This window comes from Enterococcus sp. DIV1328a (assembly GCF_050536905.1).
In the GTDB taxonomy this organism is placed as follows: Bacteria; Bacillota; Bacilli; order Lactobacillales; family Enterococcaceae; genus Enterococcus; species Enterococcus faecalis.
This window is the reverse complement of the sequence record NZ_CP172912.1, coordinates 1177823-1195042: the sequence shown is the minus strand read 5'-3', so window position 1 is coordinate 1195042 and position 17220 is coordinate 1177823. Positions and strand designations below refer to the sequence as shown.

The following is a 17220-nucleotide window of genomic DNA, read 5'->3' as shown; positions in this document are numbered from 1 at the left end:
GTTAAACAAAAATTATTTATGCTTTTGTTCATTTTTTAAAATAGAAATTGACTGTTTTAAGGATTGAATCATGCCGCCTTCGCTGTATACAAGAACGTTTGATTTGTATAAACGAGCAGAGAAGATTGTTAAAATAATTCCAAAAACTGCCAAAATCACTAATGAGACAATTGCTTCCATTGTTGATGCCGTTTCGGTCGCCAAGCGTACTGGCATAATGTATGACGAAATCAGCGGAATAAAGGAAGTCACTTTCACCACGATATTTTGTGGATCATTCGTCCCAAACGTAATGCCAATCATATAACCGATTAAACCAATATACATGATGGGCTGAACTGCTTTTGCTGTATCCTCTGGTTTGGAAACAAGAGAACCACAAAGTGCTGCCAAAACAGCAAAAACGAGAATACCAATAATGAAAAAGCCTAATGTAAAAATAAAGGTTGATGAAAAAATACTTTGTGGTGAAATACCACTTAATAGACTTTTCATAAAATCAAGATTTTTCAATTGAGAATAGCCGAGAACAAACGCCACTCCGTAAATAAAAATTTGTGTTAAAGCTACTAGAATAACCCCAGTTAGTTTGCCATAAAAATGGGTTTGCGCTTTTGTACTAGAGAGAATAACTTCCATGATTCTAGTGCCTTTTTCAGAAGCAATCTCTTGGGCAATAATTGAAGAATAACTGCTGATGAAGACAAATAACAAAATTGTTATCCCCATTGCTAACGCCATTTGAATCCCTGTGTTATCTTCTCCTGTTTTTATTTTGCCATTTTCATCAAAACTAATTTTGGCTTTTTTAAATGTTGCTTGTTGATTCAACATGGCAACTTGCTCAGCTGTTAGGTTTAAACGATTGGCATTCGCCATTGTTTGTAATTGGTTTAACATTTGAGGAATTAGCATCTCGGTTGCATTTCCTAAAGAGCGTTCAGAGTAAAGCTGACCAGAAATCTGATTATCTGTAGTGTCCAAAAGTAAATAGGCATCAATTTTCTCGTCTTTTAATTGTTCTTGGGCCTTTTTCTCAGAAGAAACAGCTTTGAAAGAAAAGTCCTCTGTTTTATTCTTTGTCAACTCTTTAACGAGCGCTTGATTTTCCGAAACCAGACCAATGGTAGTATCTCCTGAAAAACCGCTAGCTAGAGAGCCCGCTAAGTAAACAATTCCTACAAGAAGAAATGGCGCTAAAATCATGATTAAGAAAGACAGCGACTTCACATTTTTCTTATAGACATCAGTCGCAATAATCCAAAATTTACTCATCTTGCCCACCTACTTTCATTTTGAAAATTTCTTCCAATGTTGGTGGTTGTTGATTAAACATTGGAATGTAGCCGTTGGCTGTCGCTTTATCAAACAACACTTTGCCCACTTCAGCGTTTTCTAATGTCGCTTCTAAGACGCCATCTTGTCGCAAGTGTGCTTCTTTCACACCTGCTGTAGCAGCAACTTCCTCAACAGATAACGGTGATTCTAAAAATAATTTTGTTCGACCAAATTGTTGTCGAATTTCATGAACCTGACCATCTAAAACCATGCGTCCATTTTTTAACATGACTAAATGGTCACAGATTTTCTCCACATTGTCCATATTATGACTGGAAAAAATGACACAAGAACCTTGATTTTTCAATTCAATAATGCCGTCTTTTAATAATTCTGCATTAACTGGATCCAAGCCACTGAATGGTTCGTCTAAAATAATTAACTTCGGTTCATGAATAAGTGTCGCAATCAATTGAACTTTTTGTTGATTGCCTTTTGATAAAGATTTAACTTTATCCGTTTTTTTGCCTTTAACTTGAAATTTTTCCATCCAAAAGTCAATTTTAGGTTCAATTTCTTTTTTAGTTTTTCCCCGCAATGAAGCGAAATAAATTAGTTGGTCTTCAATCGTAATTTTAGGATATAACCCCCGTTCTTCTGGTAAATAACCAATAATATTGTATTCTTTTTCGTTTAATGGTTGACCATTCCATAAAACCGACCCGCTATCTTGTGTTAAAAAATTTAAAATCAAGCGAAATGTAGTTGTTTTCCCGGCACCATTTTGGCCAATTAATCCTAAAATTTTCCCGTCCGGTATCGTAAAGGATACATGATCAACTGCTTTAAAATCCCCAAAGGTTTTGACTAACTCTTTTACCTCTAACACATAAACGCCCCCTTCACTTTTTCTAAACCGCTGTTTAGTTACTCATATCGTATCTTTACTGTGTTGGCTTGTCAATGACAATTGTTATGGAAAGATGCTGCACTTTAATCAGACGCTTTATTTTCTGCTAAACGAAAAAGACCATCCGTCTCGGCAGAAATATGCACTTCATTTGCGGACAAGCCTGTACTTTCATAAAATGTATTTTTAAATTCCTTTGCCGATTTTGATGATTGGCAGGCCCAAATTCGACCTGTACGATTCAGCCACGTACCCAATTCATTTATTAAACGCTCATCAATCAGTAATTGATTTGGTACTTTTTTAAATTTTATTTGATAAACGGGTGTTAGTATTTTCATGATCAGACGTCCTCTCTTTTAAGTTAGTTTTAGTATATCACGAAAGAAATCGTTATCATATTTTCTTGAAAGTTCAACTTTTCATGAAAAAATTGAATAAAAAAAAACAGACAAATTAGGAAAAGCACCTAATTTGTCTGGTTCATTTTCATTTATTTTTCTATCTCAGAGGTTGTTTCTTGACGCAAATGACGATACACATTCTTTGCGACAGTTTCAGGTAACCCAGCTTTTCTTAATTCTTCAACACTGGCTGACGTAATATTTTTAAGCGATTTAAATTCTTTTAAAAGATTTTTTTTGCGTTTCGGTCCCAAGCCTTCAATGTTATCTAATTTGGAAGCAAAACTATTTTTACTACGTAATTGACGATGGAATGTGATGGCGAAACGATGGACTTCATCTTGGATTCGTTGCAACAAGAAAAATTCTTGTGAGTTTCTTTCCAATGGTACAACTTCTAAGTTTGGACCAAATAAAAGTTCACTCGTTTTGTGCTTGTCGTTCTTGGCTAATCCAGCTACAGGAATATCGACTCCTAGTTGATTGGCTAACACATCTTTAGCAACATCGACTTGGCCTTTACCACCATCGATTAAAATTAAATCAGGAAAAGGCAAGCCTTCTTTTAAAACTCGTGAATATCTGCGATAAATGACTTCTCTCATAGAAGCGTAATCATCAGGACCTTGGACGGTTTTTATTTTATATTTTCGATACTCATTTTTAGCTGGCCGTCCGTCAATAAACACAACCATCGCAGAAACAGGGTTTGTTCCCATAATATTTGAATTATCAAATGCTTCAATTCGAATGGGCGCAGGTATGTTCATCGCATTGCCTAATTTTTCAACTGCGCCAATTGTTCGTTCTTGTTTCCGTACAATCAAATCAAATTTTTCATTTAAAGCAACTGCAGCATTTTTACTGGCTAATTTAACCAGTTTTTTCTTTTCTCCCCGTTGCGGCTGCAAGACTTTCGTAACTAATAAAGCTTCGACGCTTTCTTTATCAATGTCATCAGGAATCAAGACTTCTTTTGGCACAAAATGCTCATTCTCTTGATAAAATTGTCCAATAAAAGTTAAAAATGCTTCACTGGCATCATCATAAAATGGAAAAATCGATACATCACGTTCGATTAATTTTCCTTGTCTGACAAAGAATACTTGGACACACATCCAGCCTTTATCAACAGCATAACCAAACACATCACGATCAATTAAATCCACATTCGTCATTTTTTGGCGGGTCATAACTGTTTCAATCGCTTTAATTTGATCGCGAAATTCTGCAGCTTTTTCAAATTCCATATGTGCAGCTGCATAAGCCATTTTTTCTTGTAAGCGGTCCTGAATTTCTGTATGTCCACCAGAGAGAAACCCTTTAATCTCTTCCACCATATCTTTGTAGACTTGCGGATCCACATCAAAAGCATAGGGACACAGACATTGTCCTAAATGATAATACAAACAAGGTGTTTTTTGCGATGGATTACATTTTCGCAAAGGAAAAAGCCGATCTAACAGTTTCTTTGTTTCATTCGCTGCATTTACATCTGGATATGGCCCGAAATATAACGCTTTATCTTTTAAAACCTTTCGAGTAATCATTAAACGAGGATATTTTTCGTTTGTGATTTTGATAAAAGGATAGGTTTTATCGTCTTTTAACATGATGTTATATTTGGGATTATTTTTATGGATTAAATTAATTTCTAATAAAAGTGCTTCAATATTCGATTCTGTCACAATATATTCAAAATCATCGATTTCACTGACTAATCGTTCTGTCTTAGTATCATGGCTACCACGAAAATAAGACCGGACACGGTTTTTCAAAATTTTGGCTTTCCCAACATAGATAATCGTGCCGTTTTTATCTTTCATTAAATAACAACCAGGTTGATCAGGAAGCAGTGCTAATTTATTTTTTATTCGTTCGTTCATACGATACTTCCTTTCTAACAAAATGCTTCATCTATTATACACCTCTTTTTGTAATTAAACAAAAAAAGCCGCTACTTTATGTACGAAAGAAACAGCCTGAAAAGACAATCGCTAATGATTTCTCTTCAGACTGAATCAGACTATTCGTAATGACTAATCAACGTTTATAAGTGTTTGGCAATCATTGCTTGCAATTGGTCTTTTGTATGAACACCGACTGCTTTTTCAACAACTTCGCCATCTTTTTTCAATAGCAATGTTGGGATGCTCATGATTCCAAAACTTGCTGGTGTTGCAGGATTTTCATCCACATCCATTTTGACGATTTTTACTTCGTCTTCATCATATTCTTCAGATAATTGTTCTAAGATGGGTGCTTGCATACGACAAGGGCCACACCAAGTTGCCCAAAAGTCGATTAAGACTAATCCTTCATCTGTTTCTGTTGCAAAATCTTTATCGGTAATTGCTTGTGTCATTTCACAAACCTCCTACTCTTTACTCTTATTACATGCTTAGTATAACACGTCATCTCTAAGATAGCGAGTGTTCTGCTTACTTATTGTAAGTCCTTATTTATTGGAATTTTACGACAGTCGCACCATTACCACCTTGGTTTTGTGGCGCAAATTCATAGCTTTTCACACTGCGGTGATTTTTTAAAAATTCCGTTATTCCGGTTCTTAATGCACCTGTTCCTTTGCCGTGAACAATGGTTACTTGTGGATAGCCCGCTAGAATCGCAGCATCAATGTATTGGTCAACTTCTGCCAATGCTTCTTCGTAGCGTTTGCCACGTAAGTCTAGTTGTGTGCCAACATGACTGCTTTCTGCAGAACGAACCGTTGTAACTCTTGGTTTTGCTTCTTTTTGTGGAGCGACAGGCGTCATATCCTCTTCAGATACGTTCATTTTTAAAATGCCCAATTGGACTTGCCATTGTCCTTTGCCGTTGTCTTTTAATAAGGTCCCTCGTTGGCCGTAAGTATTGACAATTACTTCATCGCCAGCTTTTAATTTTTTCTGTTCTTTCGCCTTCTTCAGCACTTTGTTTTTAGCAAGCTTGGTTTCTTCATGGTGTAATTGAGAAAGCTGTGTTTTCGCATCAATTAACTGATGTTCTTTGACACCACCTTGTTGGCCACTTTCCAATTGCATTTTGCGAATATCAGAAATAATGGTTTCTGCGTTTTCTTCCGCTTCTGCAATAATTTTATTCGCTTCTTTCCGCGCTTTTTGTAATTCTTTTTCTCGTTCTTCAAAAAATACTTGATAGGCTTCTTTCAGTTCTTTATGCAAAGCGGCCGATTCATCGACATAGTGGCGAGCTTCTAAATATTCAGTTTCGGCCATTTTGCGACGGTTTTCCAGGTCTTCAATCATTTCGTTTAAATCTTGACTTTCACCGTCCATTATTTGTTTTGCAGCTTCAATAATACTGTTGTCTAATCCAAGACGTTTCGAAATTTCAAAAGCATTACTTCGGCCAGGCACGCCAATTAATAAACGATAGGTTGGACTCAAAGTATCTACATCAAATTCCATACTGGCATTGATTGTTCCAGCTCGATTATAGCCATACACTTTTAATTCAGGATAATGGGTTGTTGCCATCACATAGGCTCCTTTAGCGCCCAATGAATCTAAAATGGCAATCGCTAAAGCGGCCCCTTCTTGCGGATCTGTCCCAGCACCTAATTCATCAAATAGTACTAAACTTTGATGATCGACTTTCTTTAAGACAGACACGATATTCGTCATATGTGAAGAGAAAGTACTTAAACTTTGTTCAATCGATTGTTCATCCCCGATATCCGCAAATACTTCTGTAAAAATACCCATTTTACTCTCTTCTTCAACTGGAATAGGTAATCCAGCTTGACCCATTAATTGTAAAAGACCTAACGTTTTCAGAGTAATGGTTTTCCCGCCGGTATTAGGCCCTGTAATCACAATTGCTTGATATTCTTCTCCAATCACAATGTCATTGGCTACAGCTTTTTCTGGATTTAATAGTGGGTGCCGGGCTTGTTTAAAAACTACATGATTTGCTTGACTAACTTCTGGAACAACTGCTTTTAGTTCTTTTCCTAGTCGCGCCTTAGCATTAATAAAATCAAGTTTACCGATGACATAAGCATTATGCGTAATTTCTCGGCGATAAGGAACCAACTCAGCCGACAGTTCTGCCAAGATGCGAGTAATCTCATTTCTTTCGGCAATTTGTTGTTGTCGCAAACGATTATTCATTTCTAAAATTTGTTTAGGTTCAATAAATAAGGTTTGTCCTGAAGCACTTTGATCGTGAACCACGCCACCAAAAATATTTTTATATTCTTGTTTGACTGGAATCACGTAGCGTTCATTTCGCATAGTAACAAGGGCATCACTCAGATAACGTGCGTTTTTCCCACGAATAATACTATCTAGTTCTTCTCGAATGGTCTGCTCACTACGTCGAATATTTTGCCGAATTGCCTTTAAGGCTGGCGAAGCTTCATCTGTGACGTAGCCATCATCATCAATGGCTTGTTTGAGTTGGCGATTTAATTCAGGCAAAACTTCTAGTTGCTCTCGCCACATATATAAACGTTCAAAATCCACTTCATTTTCATTTAACTCATCAAAAAAACGAGTCAGTTCTGAAGTAGTCGATAAGACACGACCTACTTGTGCTAATTCTACACCATTTAAATCCGCACCAATTTCAATCCGTTTCATGTGTGGTTGGATATTTTCTAATTTAGGAATGGGGATTCCACCACGTAATCGTTGAACTTTTAAACCATCCTGTGTTTCATTTAGCCATGATTGAATTTTATTTTCATCAGCAATCGGTAATAATTCCGAAACTTCGTTTGTCCCCTGAGCTGTCACAATAAATTGCAACAACTGTTGTTTTACTTTATCAAACCCTAATGTTGATAGAATACGCTGATTCATTTTTCCACCTACTTTTCTAACTTTTTCATTTGTTGAAAAGACTGAGACATAACATAAGAAGTTTCGCTTTGCTCACTTACTTCTTATCTCTATCTCAGTCCCATTCAGCTTTATTTCGTAATTGGTTCAACCCATAATTCATATGCTTGTTTTGTTAGAATTGGGGTATTTTTTACAATGCCTCGTGCCAAGCCACTTGACCGAAACTGATTTTGGACAATATCTGACGGAATCATTGACGCCGTAGCTAACACTAGAAAAAGACCCACGTATAACACAAGAACACTTAATACGCCACCTAATAGTCCATTTACCTGTTTCAAAACTGGAATAAATGTTAATCCATGTAAAAAGATAGCTAAAAAACGAACGACCAACCAGCCTGCAAACAGCAATAATAAAAACGCAACCGCTGAATAAAAGGCTTTGTCCAAGTCTAAAGAAATCTCTTGATTAAAAAAGACAAGCTTTGACGTTGGCGTAACCGATGGATATGGAATATACAATTCTAAATGAGAGGCGACCTCTTTGTAATAGGTTCGAGCAACAAAATATGAAATTAAGTAACCTACCGAATAGAGCACTTGTAAAATCAAGCCTCGTTTAGCTCCTGTATAAAATCCAAAGGCTAAAAGTAATAAAATAAGTATTGTTAACATCTTGTCATCCTTTCAGGAACTACTCCGAAACACCTTTATTTTGAATCTGCTGTTTTCGATTTTCATTCAAAATTTGTTGGGCTTCCACATGATTATGAATTTCTACATCTTCTTGTCCATTCTTTTTCAAAACATCCCGTGCTTCTTCTTCGATAATTTCCATTCGGCGCACACGATTCTCTAATTCAGCCAAACGAATGGTTTTCTGTTTTAAATCTGCTACTTGTTTTTCCAATTTTAAAGCATATTCTTGTTTTTTTAGTTGATCTGAAATTGCATTAATTGCTAATAAAACAGAAGCTTGTTCCGTATCAGTTTGCGGAGAAAGATGTTTAATTTCCGCCAGTTGTTCGTTGACAATTTTTGTGACTAAATCCATATGTTGTTTTGACTCTTGGCCAATAATTGTATACGTATGGTCTGCAATGATTGCTTTATATCGTGTTTTTTCATTTGATGCCATGTTGAGGTTCCCTCCTGTAAATCAATCCATTCTTGCTTATTGTACCATGAAAAAAAAGCGAAGCGCAATTTTCGTACAAATTCTCTCTTATTATATGCCACAAAGCGAAAAATTTAAAGATTTCTTTACAAGAACTCTGGCAATTTAAGAACGAATAGAAATTGTGTAGGAGAAAAAGCGTGGAACAAAAAGTCAAAGTGATTTTTGTCCCACGCTCAAACTCTGATAATCAGCTAAAAATGTTTGTTTCAGCTGTACTTTTTAAGGCTTAGTTATTATCTTTCATCTTTTCTACACGTAAACAACGCATAGCATTTAAAACAGCGATAATAGTTACACCAACATCAGCAAAGACTGCTGCTTGCATTGAAGCCAAGCCTAATGCACCTAGTACCAAAACAATGATTTTAACAGCAATCGCAAAGATAATGTTTTGTTTAACAATTCTCAATGTTTTTCTTGATAATTTAATCGCAGAGGCGATACGACTTGGTTCATCATTCATAATCACCACATCAGCAGCTTCAATTGCCGCGTCACTTCCTAAACCACCCATGGCAATCCCAACATCAGCCCGGGCTAAAACAGGTGCATCATTCATACCATCACCAACAAAGGCAACTTTGTTTTTAGGTGAAGATGCTTTTAACAACTCTTCTAAACGATCCACTTTGCCATCTGGTAAAAGTTCTGCATAAACTTTGTCAACACCAACTTCTTTTGCAATAGCTTCTGCAACTTGTTGATTGTCTCCAGTCAGCATAACAGTTTGTTTGACCCCTTCAGCTTTTAATTCTTTTATGGCTGAAATGGCATCTGGTTTCAATTGATCCGCAATCACTAAGTAGCCTGCAAATTGATTATCAATAGCGACAAAAATTAAAGTTCCCGCTTCCTTCACTTCTGGTGCTTCGATACCAAATTGTTTCATTAACTTCGCATTACCGACTAAAACTGTTTTACCTTCAATTGTGGCTTTGATACCGTGTCCGGCAACCTCTTCAATTGCTGTTGCTGGAACAGTTTCTTTGCCATAGCTTTCTTTAATAGAAATAGCAATTGGATGAGTGGATAACTGTTCTGCTGTTGCTGTTAAACGCAACAACTCTTCTTCAGGTAAAACAACACTAGTTATGTTTTGAACCACAAAATTTCCTTTTGTTAGCGTACCAGTTTTATCAAAAACAATCGTTTCCGTATTCGCTAAAATTTCTAAATAGTTGCTTCCTTTAATTAAAACACCTAGTTTGCTGGCTCCGCCAATTCCACCGAAGAAACTTAAAGGAACAGAAATGACTAAGGCACATGGACAAGAAATAACCAAGAACGTTAATGCCCGATAAACCCATTCATTAATAGAAGTATCAGGGAAAATAAATGGTGGAATCACTGCCAATAAGACAGCTAAAACAACGACAACTGGTGTATAGTAACGAGCAAATTTAGAAATAAAGTTTTCTGCAGGGGCTTTTTTACTGCTAGCATTTTCAACTAAATCTAAAATTTTGCTAACTGTTGAATCCCCAAATTTTTTCGTAACATTAATGGTCAAGGCCCCATTTTTATTGATAAAACCACCTAAGATTTCATCGCCGACTTTGACCGTTCTTGGAACGGATTCACCAGTCAACGCAGAGGTATCTACCATACTTGATCCATCAATAATTTGACCATCTAATGGAACTTTTTCACCTGGTTTCACTAATATTTGTTGCCCAATTTCAATTGTATCTGGAGCGACCGCTTTTATTTGTCCATTTACTAAAAGATTTGCTGAATCTGGACGAATATCCATTAATTTGGCAATTGATTTTCTGGATTGATCAACCGCAGCACTTTGGAACCATTCGCCGACTTGGTAGAACAACATTACTGCCACAGCTTCGGGATATTCCCCAATAAAGAATGCCCCAATCGTTGCCACAGACATTAAGAAATTTTCATCAAACACTTCCCCACGAAAAATATTCGTTACCGCTCGTTTGACAATGTCGCCACCAATTAAGACATAAACGACTAAATAAGATGCCAAAGCAACCCAATTATTACTTGGCTTAATGATAATAAGTGCTAAAAATAAAACAAATGCAATAATGATACGAATTAAGCGATTCTTATTTGGATTACGTCCCTCTTCTTCTTTGACATCTTTTAAAGAAATAACTTTGACATCTGGTTCTAACTTACCAATCACTGCACGCGCTTCATTTTCGACTTCTAAATCATGTCCTGATTCAACTTCCAGTGTCATTTTTTCAGCCATGAAGTCTACACGCGCTTTTTCTACTCCGTGAATTTTTTGGACAGATTTTTCAATTTTGTCTGCACAACTTGCACAATCAAGTCCTTCTAGTTTATAACTCTTTTGCATTTAAACACCTTCACTCCCTATATAATAGCGATTATTCCGTTTACATGAATAACCTTTCATGAATCTATTATAAATGAAGATGCGATCATATGTCAACTGCTTCACGTAATCTTTTTCTATTTTATAGACATAATGGCATAATTGCTGTAGGTGGAATGGATAACTGAGTAATAACTTTCGGATTGAGTCTATTGCTGCCTTTCCACCAAATTTTGGTTTGTTGGTGTTGAAACCAAGCACTTTGTTCAAAAGGTGCTGACAATGTTTGTAAGTGATGCACTTCGATTTGATTGGTTGCCTGCGGTTCTGTTGTGAAATCATGGGCCCGAATACCAATAGAATGACAAGAAATAGGAACTTCTTGTGTAACCGTTAGTGTTTGTTGCCAGCCAATCACTTGGACTCTGTGCGCATCTATGCGTTTGACAGGCCAAATATTTTTACAACCAGTGAGTTTAGCTGCTTCAATCGTTTGAGGTTGGTTAAATAATTGATTTGTTGCACCAAAAAGTGTTTGGTTTTTTGTGATTATCACTAAACTCTGACATAACTTATACAGTTCATCTAAACTATGACTCACAATTAAGGCATGTTGATTTAAATTACTTAATCGCTGTTGAAGTTCAATTTGCAGCTCTTCCTTTAAGGGTGCATCTAATGCGGAAAATGGCTCATCTAATAATAGGTAAGCCGGCTGAGCCGCTAGCATTCGCGCAAAAGCCACTCGTTGTCTTTGTCCTCCAGAAAGTTGACTAGGATATTGTTGTTGGACTTTAGTTAAGTGAAAAGACGCAAGCAATTGAGTGACCAATTGTAAATCTTTTGTCACGCACGTCAGATTTTCTACTACCGATAAATGAGGAAACAACGCATACTGTTGAAACAAAAGACCAATTTTTCGTTGTTGCGGCGACAAATTGATCTTTTGTTCAGCATCGAATAAGACTTGATCATTTAAAACAATCTGACCTTTATCCGCAGTCTCAACACCCGCAATACATTTTAATAACATACTCTTGCCACAACCAGAAGCACCTAAAATTCCTGTTGTTTGAGTCTTTGTTTCAAACTGAATTTGCAAAGTATGACTTTTCAATTCTTTTTGAATATCAACAATTAATCTCATTCCGATCTTCTCCAAGCGCGCTGACTAAAAAATTCCGTAAAAAATAAAATAATCAGGCAAAGTAATAACATAATCACAACATATTGATTGGCTAAACGCCAATCCCCACTTGCTACAGCAGAGTAGATAGCTAAAGGAAGCGTTCTTGTTTTGCCAGCAATATTCCCTGCTAACATTGTCGTCGCTCCAAATTCGCCTAACCCGCGGGCAAAGGCTAACACGCCACCGGCCAAGAGACCGTTCATCGACAAAGGTAACGCAATTTTTCTAAAATATCGACTTTCCGAAAACCCGAGTGTCTGGGCCACCGCCAACAACTCACTATCCATTTGTTCAAACGCCGTTAAGGCTGAACGATACATTAAAGGAAATGAAACAGCAACGGCAGCAATAACCGTAGCTGGCCATGAAAAAACAACTTGAATGGCAAAAAAATCAAGTAAAAACTGGCCGACTGGTTGCTGAACACCAAAAATAGTTAAGAGAAAAAAACCAAAAACAGTCGGCGGTAAAACTAATGGCAACGTAAATAAACTATTCAAAAGAATTTTTAATTTACGATTTTTCAAACGAAAAACAATATATGCAACGCCTGTTCCTAAAATAAAAGTAAATAAAATGGCGATTATTGCTGTCTGAAAAGATAAAAGAATTGGTCGAACATCCATTTTCCCACCTACTTTGTTAACTTAAAGCCAATATTTTCAAAATATTTTCTGCATTGTTGACTCTGTAAAAAATTTAAAAAAGCATCCGCTGATTTTTGTTTCTTAGAGGCGGCAACTTTACCAACTGGATAGATGATTGGCTTCTTCAAAGCAGCTTCAGGCATGGCCACAACAATCGCTACTTTTGAATTGGTTGCTGCATCTGTCGCATAAACTAAGCCAGCTTCTGCACTTGCATTAGCTACCCATTCAAGGACTTCTGTTACATTCGTGCCAAAGCTTGCGTGTTTTTCTACATAAGACCAAGCGCCTAAAGCTTTTAAGCCTTCTTCGGCATATTGACCAGCTGGAACACTTGCAGGATCACCAATTGCTATCATTTGGGCTTTTTTTAAATCAGAAAAATCATGCCACTTTGCTTGATCTTGGTTAGGCACAATAAGAACAAGCTGGTTTTCCAATAAAGGAACGACACTTTTCTTATTAATTAGTTTTTCTGCAACCAATGCATTCATTTGTTTTGTCGAAGCCGAGAAAAATACATCGGCTTTTAGGCCTTTTTCAATTTGCATCTGTAATTTTCCAGAACTATCATAGGTTCCAGTTACCTGAATATCTGGATGCTCTTTTTCAAAGGCTGGAATAATTTTCTTCTCCATGACTGATTCTAAGCTAGCTGCTGCCGCAAGGGTTATTTCTTCTTTTTTTGTTGAAACTGTTTCTTTTTGCGGCTGATTTGTACATGCAGCAATTAGGGCAACTAAACTGAATAAACTAAGCAAGAACACAGTCTTTTTTTGTTTAGACATTTGAACGCCTCTTTTCTTTTATAAATACCCGCCATAACTCAAGTCAATAATTTCAGATTTTTTAATCACTTCTTTGGCCATTAATCTTGGTAACAACAAATCAAAAACCGTTTTTTCTGAAAATAAAACACCACCTGGTAAGCCAATGATCGTTTGCTCTCCTTTATAAGCCAGCAAAAACATTGAGCCTGGTAAGACTGGTGTCCCATGGGTTACGATTTCAGCACCTGTCTGCTTAATTGCTAACGGTGTCAAATCATCAGGATCTACACTCATACCACCTGTACAAACAATCAGATCAAGCCCTTGTGCTAACATCTTTTTGATCGCAACAGTAATTTTTTGCGGCTGATCATCGACAATTTCTTGCTTGACAATCGTAACTAAAGGATACGCGGAGAACTTGGCTTTTAACACAGGGTAAAAAGCATCCTCAACCAATCCTGTGTAAACTTCACTGCCAGTAGTTACAATCCCGACCCGTATTTTTTTGAAAGGTTTCACAGAGATTAGTGGCTCAGACGTGCTGAACTGGCATGCCTTTTCTAATTGGCTTTTAGAAATTGTTAGTGGAATCACTCGAAAGGCTGCAACTTTTTCATCTTTCTGAACTTCTATATTGGTAATTTTAGTTGACAAGGCAAGACCTTCAATTTCATTTAAAGCAATTAATTTTTCTCGATTGACTTTTAAAAGACCTCTCGTGCTAGCTTTAGCAACAATTTTTCCTTCATGGACTTCACTCGGCTGACATGAGTCATCTGTTAACAGGTTATACAAAAATGTCGCTGCCTCTTCTTCATGTATTTCTGCTGGATCCAAGGAAACAAACAGATGTTTTTTCCCTAATGATAAAAGAATTGGAATATCTTCTTGAACAACTATATGTCCTTTTTTAAAACACACTTCCTTGGTCTTTCCATAGTCAATTCGCGTAATATCATGACTCAACGGAAGGCCAACTGCCTCTTCTGTTCGAATTGTTTTCATGGTTTATTCCTCATCATGTATGATTTTTTTATTTGTGATTAAATCCAAAGCGTGGGGCAAAACAGGCAACAAAAAATGCAAATGTTCTGTTACACTTTTTGGACTACCAGGCAAATTAACAATGAGCGTGCGTCCTCTTTGAACAGAAACGCCTCGACTTAACATAGCAAATGGTGTTTTTTCCAAGCTAAGTTGACGCAAGCCCTCACTGATCCCAGGAATGATTCGCTCTGCTACACGTAAGGTAGCTTCTGGGGTCCGATCCCGTTCACTCAACCCTGTGCCGCCTGTCGTTAAAATCAAATCACAGGTCTTAGACCACTCTTGCAATAGCTCTACTAATTGATTTTCTTCATCTGGTAAAATGGTTTGTTTGGTTACCTGGTAGAGCGCAGGTAACTGTTCACGAATCAAGGAACCCGATTGGTCGACAGCAAGTCCTTGAAAGCAACGATCACTTAATGTTACAATGCCCACTTTAAACAACGTCTAACTGGTCTCCTTTTTTAATATGACCTTCTGTCACAACAACTGCAAAGATTCCTTCTCTAGGCATGATGCAATCGCCCACTCGCGCATAAATCTGACAGTGTTTATGGCACTCTTTCCCAATTTGAGTAACCACCAATTCGGAATCGCCTATTTTCATTTTCGTTCCAACAGGTAATTGACGTAAATCAATCCCTGAGACGATTATGTTTTCCCCGAAAGCACCATTGCCAACCCGAGCTCCTTTTTCATTGAAAGCCGTTATTTCTTCAAAAGATAACAAACTGACTTGTCGATGCCAATTCCCGCCGTGCGCATCATTTTCTAATCCGAAACCTTTAATTAAGTTGACTTCAGGAATTTCCTTTTTCTGTGTGCCTCTTCGTGGGCTAATATTTATTGCAATAATTTCTCCTGTTTTCATACTTACCCTCCTATTTGTGACATAAATCGTTGTTCTCCTTGTTGTTCCAAGAAAAGATGTTTTTCAGGCTTACAGGCAATGCCACTCTTGATAATCCCTAACAATTCTGCTGTTTGTTCCTTAGCTAAAGCTTCCTTTAACGAGTAGCCGTCTGCAGAATGCAGGCACGTTTTTAAATGGCCGTCTGCAGTAATTCGAATTCGATTGCACGTCTCGCAAAAACAATGCCCTAATGCACTAATAAAACCTATTTTTCCTTTAAAATCTTTTAAGGCGTAATAACTAGCAGGGCCATTGCCCAATGGTTTTTGGTATGGTTGTAACGTTCCATAATGTTTGGTTAAAATGTCTTCTACTTCTTCTTGTTGCTTACCTGGATGCTCCTTCCCTAATCCAATTGGCATCATTTCAATGAAACGAAGATGCACAGTCTCTTTCTTAGCGATTTCAGCCAGTTCTACAATTGTTGCTTCACTTAGCTCTTTCCTAGCTACAGTATTAATTTTGATATTAGGTAATCCCACATCAATCGCTTGTTCTAAGCCCGCCAGAACATTCCTTAACTGACCAACTCTTGTTATTTCTCGAAATTCTTCTGGATCCAAAGTGTCTAAGCTAATATTAATGCCGTCCAAGCCCACCTCTTTTAACCCTTGAGCCTCACGAGCTAACTTCATGCCATTAGTCGTTAGGGTTACTTTTTCGATTCCTGAGATTTGCTTTATCCTTTTAATTAAAGAGAGTAAATTTGGTCTAACAAGCGGTTCACCACCTGTTAATTTAACTTTTTTGATGCCTTCTTTCGCTAATATCCTCAGTAAAAAAATAATCTCATCATCTGTTAGAAGCTGCTCTTTTTTTAAAAAGCAAAGACCTGTTGCTGGCATGCAATACGTGCAACGTAAGTCACAACGATCTGTTAAAGACAAACGAACATAATCAATTTCACGGTTAAATGCATCTTTCATGCTGTTCACTCATCACTTTCCTTTGATTTAATTGAAGAACGAATGAAATGACCACTGCGTCCACCATTTTTCTCTAATAAACCAATGTTTGTCATTGTCATTCCGCGATCAATTGCTTTACACATGTCATAAATTGTTAAGAGTGCTGTCTGCACACCTGTTAGCGCTTCCATTTCAACGCCAGTTGAACCCACTGTTTTTGTAAAGCAACGTACTTCTAAACAAGTTTGATTGCGCCAATTAAACTGAATTTCACACTTTGTCAAAGCAACCAAATGACACAAAGGAATCCATTCAAACGTTCGTTTTGCGGCGGTAATCCCAGCTACTCTTGCTACCTGTAATACTTCACCTTTTTTAATCATTTGGGTCTGGATCGCTTCTGCTGTCGCTTCCAACATGTGAATTTCTCCATAAGCGAGGGCTGTTCTTTGAGTGTCATTTTTTTCCGAAATATCAACCATATGCACTTCTCCTTGTGTATTCAAGTGCGTAAATTCCTTACTTTGAACCATCTCTCCACCTCACATTTGACATTTGTTAACGTTTACACAATACTTCTTTTTCAAGTGTATCACTCTTGCATCAAAAAAACAATCTGGCATCCACAATTTTTTTTAGCGAGAAATCGAAGTTAAAAAAGTTAAGCGACAAAAATTACGTGCTTCGCTTAGCCTGACCAGACTTTTGTCTAAGTCTTAAAACTTGATAAGCAATAAGAGGTCGGGACAGAAGTGCTTATTTCCGAAGGACCTTCACCAAGTAGGTACGATGATTTCATCTGTTCATGCTTCACAGTGAAACATCGCAACTCTTAGAGCTGTAGCTCTTT

Annotated in this window: 17 protein-coding genes; all 17 read right to left on the bottom strand. The window is 37.2% G+C overall.

The annotated features are described in order from the left end of the window. Positions 1 to 12 precede the first annotated feature (12 nt). Positions 13 to 1275 (bottom strand): ABC transporter permease, encoded by a 1263-nt coding sequence (locus tag IGL93_RS05790; RefSeq protein WP_002357698.1) that lies wholly within the window; start codon positions 1273 to 1275, stop codon positions 13 to 15. Then, positions 1268 to 2167: an ABC transporter ATP-binding protein gene (locus IGL93_RS05785; protein ID WP_002357699.1), complete on the bottom strand. Its 900-nt coding sequence runs from the start codon at positions 2165 to 2167 to the stop codon at positions 1268 to 1270. The genes IGL93_RS05790 and IGL93_RS05785 overlap by 8 nt, the downstream gene beginning before the upstream one ends. Before the next feature lie 104 nt (positions 2168 to 2271). Beyond that, complete coding sequence (locus IGL93_RS05780; protein ID WP_010713433.1) at positions 2272 to 2529, bottom strand: DUF3884 family protein; 258 nt, start codon at positions 2527 to 2529, stop codon at positions 2272 to 2274. Between the two features lie 152 nt (positions 2530 to 2681). Beyond that, positions 2682 to 4478 carry an excinuclease ABC subunit UvrC gene (gene uvrC, locus IGL93_RS05775; RefSeq protein WP_010775818.1) on the bottom strand — a complete coding sequence of 599 codons (1797 nt, stop codon included), beginning with the start codon at positions 4476 to 4478 and terminating at the stop codon, positions 2682 to 2684. A 164-nt stretch (positions 4479 to 4642) separates the two neighbouring features. Then, the gene (trxA, locus tag IGL93_RS05770; protein ID WP_002357703.1) at positions 4643 to 4957 is read right to left on the bottom strand and encodes a thioredoxin; all 315 of its coding nucleotides are present in this window, start codon (positions 4955 to 4957) and stop codon (positions 4643 to 4645) included. Between the two features lie 97 nt (positions 4958 to 5054). Further along, positions 5055 to 7421, bottom strand: coding sequence for an endonuclease MutS2 (locus IGL93_RS05765; protein ID WP_010775817.1), 2367 nt, complete (start codon positions 7419 to 7421; stop codon positions 5055 to 5057). A 110-nt stretch (positions 7422 to 7531) separates the two neighbouring features. Continuing rightward, positions 7532 to 8080, bottom strand: coding sequence for a CvpA family protein (locus tag IGL93_RS05760; protein ID WP_002357705.1), 549 nt, complete (start codon positions 8078 to 8080; stop codon positions 7532 to 7534). A 19-nt stretch (positions 8081 to 8099) separates the two neighbouring features. Next, positions 8100 to 8543 (bottom strand): cell division protein ZapA, encoded by a 444-nt coding sequence (zapA, locus tag IGL93_RS05755; RefSeq protein WP_002357706.1) that lies wholly within the window; start codon positions 8541 to 8543, stop codon positions 8100 to 8102. A gap of 268 nt (positions 8544 to 8811) precedes the next feature. Next, on the bottom strand, positions 8812 to 10914 hold the full coding sequence (locus tag IGL93_RS05750) for a heavy metal translocating P-type ATPase (RefSeq protein ID WP_002357707.1): 2103 nt from the start codon (positions 10912 to 10914) through the stop codon (positions 8812 to 8814). 121 nt (positions 10915 to 11035) lie between these two features. Beyond that, complete coding sequence (locus tag IGL93_RS05745) at positions 11036 to 12040, bottom strand: ATP-binding cassette domain-containing protein (RefSeq protein ID WP_010709397.1); 1005 nt, start codon at positions 12038 to 12040, stop codon at positions 11036 to 11038. Beyond that, positions 12037 to 12708, bottom strand: coding sequence for a molybdate ABC transporter permease subunit (gene modB, locus IGL93_RS05740; RefSeq protein ID WP_002360415.1), 672 nt, complete (start codon positions 12706 to 12708; stop codon positions 12037 to 12039). The genes IGL93_RS05745 and modB overlap by 4 nt, the downstream gene beginning before the upstream one ends. 8 nt (positions 12709 to 12716) lie before the next feature. Next, complete coding sequence (gene modA / locus IGL93_RS05735) at positions 12717 to 13517, bottom strand: molybdate ABC transporter substrate-binding protein (protein ID WP_010775816.1); 801 nt, start codon at positions 13515 to 13517, stop codon at positions 12717 to 12719. Between the two features lie 18 nt (positions 13518 to 13535). Beyond that, complete coding sequence (locus IGL93_RS05730) at positions 13536 to 14507, bottom strand: molybdopterin-binding protein (RefSeq protein WP_010713437.1); 972 nt, start codon at positions 14505 to 14507, stop codon at positions 13536 to 13538. Positions 14508 to 14510: 3 nt separating this feature from the next. Beyond that, complete coding sequence (locus IGL93_RS05725) at positions 14511 to 14993, bottom strand: MogA/MoaB family molybdenum cofactor biosynthesis protein (protein WP_016617934.1); 483 nt, start codon at positions 14991 to 14993, stop codon at positions 14511 to 14513. After that, on the bottom strand, positions 14986 to 15420 hold the full coding sequence (locus IGL93_RS05720) for an MOSC domain-containing protein (RefSeq protein ID WP_002357714.1): 435 nt from the start codon (positions 15418 to 15420) through the stop codon (positions 14986 to 14988). Before IGL93_RS05720 ends, IGL93_RS05725 begins: the two co-directional genes overlap by 8 nt. A gap of 2 nt (positions 15421 to 15422) precedes the next feature. Continuing rightward, a complete protein-coding gene (gene moaA, locus IGL93_RS05715) occupies positions 15423 to 16397 on the bottom strand; it encodes a GTP 3',8-cyclase MoaA (RefSeq protein ID WP_080114602.1) in 975 nt (324 codons plus the stop codon). Continuing rightward, a complete protein-coding gene (moaC, locus tag IGL93_RS05710; RefSeq protein WP_010713439.1) occupies positions 16394 to 16903 on the bottom strand; it encodes a cyclic pyranopterin monophosphate synthase MoaC in 510 nt (169 codons plus the stop codon). Before moaC ends, moaA begins: the two co-directional genes overlap by 4 nt. Positions 16904 to 17220: the final 317 nt, after the last annotated feature.

Coding starts and splice junctions, on each gene's coding strand:
- IGL93_RS05790 (WP_002357698.1), bottom strand. CDS start 1,275: ATGAGTAAATTTTGGATTATTGCGACTGATGTCTATAAGAAAAATGTG.
- IGL93_RS05780 (WP_010713433.1), bottom strand. CDS start 2,529: ATGAAAATACTAACACCCGTTTATCAAATAAAATTTAAAAAAGTACCA.
- uvrC (WP_010775818.1), bottom strand. CDS start 4,478: ATGAACGAACGAATAAAAAATAAATTAGCACTGCTTCCTGATCAACCT.
- trxA (WP_002357703.1), bottom strand. CDS start 4,957: ATGACACAAGCAATTACCGATAAAGATTTTGCAACAGAAACAGATGAA.
- IGL93_RS05765 (WP_010775817.1), bottom strand. CDS start 7,421: ATGAATCAGCGTATTCTATCAACATTAGGGTTTGATAAAGTAAAACAA.
- IGL93_RS05760 (WP_002357705.1), bottom strand. CDS start 8,080: ATGTTAACAATACTTATTTTATTACTTTTAGCCTTTGGATTTTATACA.
- zapA (WP_002357706.1), bottom strand. CDS start 8,543: ATGGCATCAAATGAAAAAACACGATATAAAGCAATCATTGCAGACCAT.
- IGL93_RS05750 (WP_002357707.1), bottom strand. CDS start 10,914: ATGCAAAAGAGTTATAAACTAGAAGGACTTGATTGTGCAAGTTGTGCA.
- IGL93_RS05745 (WP_010709397.1), bottom strand. CDS start 12,040: ATGAGATTAATTGTTGATATTCAAAAAGAATTGAAAAGTCATACTTTG.
- modB (WP_002360415.1), bottom strand. CDS start 12,708: ATGGATGTTCGACCAATTCTTTTATCTTTTCAGACAGCAATAATCGCC.
- modA (WP_010775816.1), bottom strand. CDS start 13,517: ATGTCTAAACAAAAAAAGACTGTGTTCTTGCTTAGTTTATTCAGTTTA.
- IGL93_RS05730 (WP_010713437.1), bottom strand. CDS start 14,507: ATGAAAACAATTCGAACAGAAGAGGCAGTTGGCCTTCCGTTGAGTCAT.
- IGL93_RS05720 (WP_002357714.1), bottom strand. CDS start 15,420: ATGAAAACAGGAGAAATTATTGCAATAAATATTAGCCCACGAAGAGGC.
- moaC (WP_010713439.1), bottom strand. CDS start 16,903: ATGGTTCAAAGTAAGGAATTTACGCACTTGAATACACAAGGAGAAGTG.